At 39.6% G+C, this 3,687-nt stretch carries 3 protein-coding genes and 1 pseudogene; 3 read left to right on the top strand and 1 reads right to left on the bottom strand.

Annotation, left to right across the window (positions count from 1 at the left end; translation table 11 throughout):
- Positions 1-806: 806 nt before the first annotated feature.
- The 3 genes from HC752_RS23760 (at position 807) to HC752_RS23745 (ending at position 3,563) form a co-directional block, all read left to right on the top strand.
- The gene (locus HC752_RS23760) at positions 807-1,118 is read left to right on the top strand and encodes a hypothetical protein (protein WP_190337663.1); all 312 of its coding nucleotides are present in this window, start codon (positions 807-809) and stop codon (positions 1,116-1,118) included.
- Positions 1,119-1,287: 169 nt separating this feature from the next.
- Positions 1,288-2,202, top strand: coding sequence for a hypothetical protein (locus HC752_RS23750; RefSeq protein ID WP_190337664.1), 915 nt, complete (start codon positions 1,288-1,290; stop codon positions 2,200-2,202).
- Between the two features lie 563 nt (positions 2,203-2,765).
- The gene (locus HC752_RS23745; protein WP_190337661.1) at positions 2,766-3,563 is read left to right on the top strand and encodes a class I SAM-dependent methyltransferase; all 798 of its coding nucleotides are present in this window, start codon (positions 2,766-2,768) and stop codon (positions 3,561-3,563) included.
- Between the two features lie 22 nt (positions 3,564-3,585).
- Here HC752_RS23745 and HC752_RS23740 read toward each other — a convergent pair.
- A pseudogene (locus tag HC752_RS23740) lies at positions 3,586-3,687 on the bottom strand (IS110 family transposase); the annotation flags it as partial.

The raw sequence follows: 3,687 nt of genomic DNA, 5'->3' as shown, positions 1-3,687 counted from the left end.
GCGTTAAAAGAGGAAATTTGGATAAAAATGAGCATGGAGAACCAGTGGATAGGGCTTCTCTAAGCAAGCGATTTTTAGTATATAGCTCACCTATTTCAGTTCCTCTAATCCTATTTGGTCTTGGAAATACTGCACTTTTCGGTGGGTAGCAATCACATAACAAAAGCTTCAAACCGACCGCCAACGCGTGGCATTTTTGGTTTGCAGCAATAATTGTGTTTAAGGCGCAATGCGGTAGCCGTTGTAGTGCGTTGGCAGCGGCTTAAGCGGGCGTTATAGCGCTTTGATAATTTAAGGGTTGTCAGGTTCTCGAAAGTTGCTGACTTGGGTGTTTGTGAGCTCGACTTCTCAACGATATCCAAGGTGGAAATGTCGTCGCAAGCCAAGTCATCGTAGGATTTCCAAGCCGATTGAGATCATCGTACTTTGAAGCTTCGTTTTTCGTTTGTTCTTCTAAATTCTCCGATCGAGTTGGTGTTTTAATTTCTGTGGTCTGGTTGCAGTAGGTTTTGTTGGTTAAGATAGACTCCATTGAATGCAAGTTAAGTTCTTCATTTCCAAGCGAGTTTGTTTGCTTGTATCGCTCTAACAAAAGCTTCAAACCGACAGCCAACGCGTGGCATTTTTAGTTTGCAGTGATTCTAGTGTTTAAGGCGCAATGCAGGGGCTTGTTTTGTGCGTTGTCTGCGGTTTAAGCTGGCGTTAGGCTTCACACCTTTGGATAAGTTTGGGTATAACCCCTTGAATATTAGTTGAATAATCCATATGTGTGTTGGTGGGTATATAAAACACATAAAGGAACTCCAATGCCAATTTATAATGCGATAAATACTTTAAAAAGCACTGCTCCGCTAACTCTTCAACAAGCTAGCGTTTTCATGGGGCAACTTACCCCTAAGGTACAAATGCAAATCATTGCCGCAATATATATCGGACGAGATCATCTTCATTCTAATACTTGGTCTGAAGATGTAATGTTGTCGACAGACTATATTGACCATATTCCGTCTAAAGACTATGCGCAGATTGTGTATGAGAAGAACTCTGCGTTAGTAAACTATTTGGACAGTATCGAGCGTTGTGCGGTTAATACAGGTTTTAATCTAAATGATTTATAAAGGTTAAGTCTAAGCCTAACAAACTGTTCAGGATTGATTCGCAACGCGTGGCATTTTCACTATGTGTTGGTTTTAGTGATTAAGGTGGTATACGGTAGCTTCGGTATTGCGCTGCTCACCCCTTGGCAGGGCGTTATAAGCTACAAAAAAATAGGATTTCGGGGTATTCATGAAAGCAGTGGTAATTATCGCATGTGTTATGTATTTGTTCGTTCTCATTACATATCATAGGTTTGAAGACTCCAAAAATGTGCTCGCAATTTTGGGTGATATTCCAACAACTATCTCTGCGTTAGCCACGTCTTGCGCTGTAATAATGGCACTAATAACCTATATCAGTAATTTGAAAAAAATGCGCTCAAAAACTGCTTACGATGCATATAAAGAGGCATTGGGAAGTTTAAATGAGACATTGACGTCAAATCAGTCAACTGATCATAAATTGTATTTTATAGGTGTTTGTTTCGACTCATTAATTAAAATTGAGCACCATGTTACTGAGAATGAACATAGAGATATTTTAGGGTCTGCACATATCTCAACGAAATTTAACATCAAGAAGACTCTTAACGAACTTCAAGTTAATGATTATCTCAACTGCAATGCAGATGTTGAGGTTCAATATTATCAGTCAGTCTCATCTTGTGCTAATGCACTATGTGAATATTGGCAGTCCAATCTTCCGGGTAAAAGTTCATGGTCCAAGCAAGTAAAAGGTATTACGGACACGTTTGCTTCATACCCATATGCTATTGATGACGATCTAGTGGTTAAAGCTCTAGCTTTATTGGTTGTTGAGCCTTTAGAGTTAAAACAAATTTATGATCGTGTTCGGAAAATGCGCATAGAAGTGACATCCAATAACAATGCGCACTTGTTCAAAGAAATCTCAGATTTTTGCCCACTTGCTCTCGCATATATTCTTCTGAAGTCACAAGTTGAAGTTGTGAAAAAATCAGGAGAGTTTGAATTGGCATTAAGGAAAACGTATGACGAAAAGTATTGGATATGCCATAAAGCTGGCTCTGTCAGTTGGTATCCACATTTGATTCCTGAATACTTCAAGAACGCTTATAACAAGTAATTTAAGATGGATTCACAACGCTTGGCATTTTTGCTTCTACTTCAAATTTAGTGTTTACGGCACAATGCTTTAGGTGTGGGGGAAGGTGTTGTTCATCCCTTAATTGAGCGTTATAGCGCTTTGAAAATTCAAGGGCTGTAAGGTTCTCGAATATTGCTGGCTTCAGTGTTTTTGAGTTCGATTCCTTGACCTGCACCAAGGTGGAGAATTCTCTACCAGCCAAGCTGCTTTGGGATCTCATGTCAGTTGGGGACATCGGATTTTGGAGTTTGGTTTTCGGTTTGTTCTTCTCAATTCTCGACCGAATCGGTGTTTTGAGTTTTGTGGTCTGGTTGCAGAAGGTTTTGTTGGCTAAGATGCAGTTCATTGAATGCAAGCTAAGTGCTTCATTGCCAAGTTAAGTCTGTTTGTTTGTATCGCTCTAACAAATAATTCAAGCAGACCAAAAACGTGTGGCATTTTTAGTTTGCGGTGAGTTTGGTGTTTACGTAGTTTGCAGAAACGGAATTTGTACGTTTTTGGCTACTTAATTGGGCGTTAACTGGCAAAAGGAGTATTTAACATTGGAAGAGCTTATAGCCCAATATACGGGTGCAAATGAAGATGAGAGGCTAACTCGACAGTACATCACACAGCTAGAGTTTGACACAACAATTCATAAACTAATGCCTTATTTGTCAAAAGGTAAATCGGTGTGTGAGTTGGGAGCAGCTACAGGTCGTTATTCTTTGACTTTTGCAAAAATGGGCTGTGATGTAACAGCAGTAGAGCTTGTGCCTGACCAAGTCGATATTTTAAATACCAAAGCAAAATCTGAGGGCATCGAATTAAAAGTGTTTGAAGGTAACGCATGTGATGTACCATTTATCGAAAGCAACTCTCAAGATGTTTGTGTAATCCTAGGACCTCTTTACCATTTGAAAACTCAACATGAAAGAGAGCTGGCGATCAACGAAGCATTGCGAATTTTGAAGCCGAATGGAGTGTTAGCAGTTGCCTACATATCTCGTTTTTTTGTCGCGGGACTGTTCGCTCAACAATTTCCAGAACTAGTGACTCCAGAAGTACTAATCGAACTAAATAAACATGGCACAGTTTCAAACTCGAAAGCAGATAGCTTCTTCAACGTAGGGTATTTTGCTACACCAACTGAAGTGGAAAGTTTGGTACAAGACAAAGGTTTTATTGTTATCGGACACACTGCGACAGATGGTTTTGGACGCTATATATCTAACGGTGTGAATAACTTTACGCCATCTCAATACCAAACTTGGTTAGACTATCACTTAATAAATTGTGATGAACCAACTTTATTGGGTTCAAGTAACCATGGCTTAGTGGTCGCTAGAAAAGCCAGTTAACAAGAGACTATGGCGTCAATAGCTAATTTTTGGCGCTATCTTTATCCCACATTATACCGTCTCTTAGCATTGAATTAAGTGTCACAACCATCTTTCTCATACAGGCAACTATCGCTACTTTCTT

Origin of the sequence: Vibrio sp. S9_S30 (assembly GCF_014694455.1) — a bacterium.
In the GTDB taxonomy this organism is placed as follows: domain Bacteria; phylum Pseudomonadota; class Gammaproteobacteria; order Enterobacterales; family Vibrionaceae; genus Vibrio.
Note: the sequence above shows the minus strand (reverse complement) of the source record. Positions and strands in the feature narration are given on the sequence as shown.

What these genes read in the sequence shown, in the direction of transcription:
- HC752_RS23760 (WP_190337663.1), top strand. Translation starts at nt 807, where the DNA reads ATGCCAATTTATAATGCGATAAATACTTTAAAAAGCACTGCTCCGCTA.
- HC752_RS23750 (WP_190337664.1), top strand. Translation starts at nt 1,288, where the DNA reads ATGAAAGCAGTGGTAATTATCGCATGTGTTATGTATTTGTTCGTTCTC.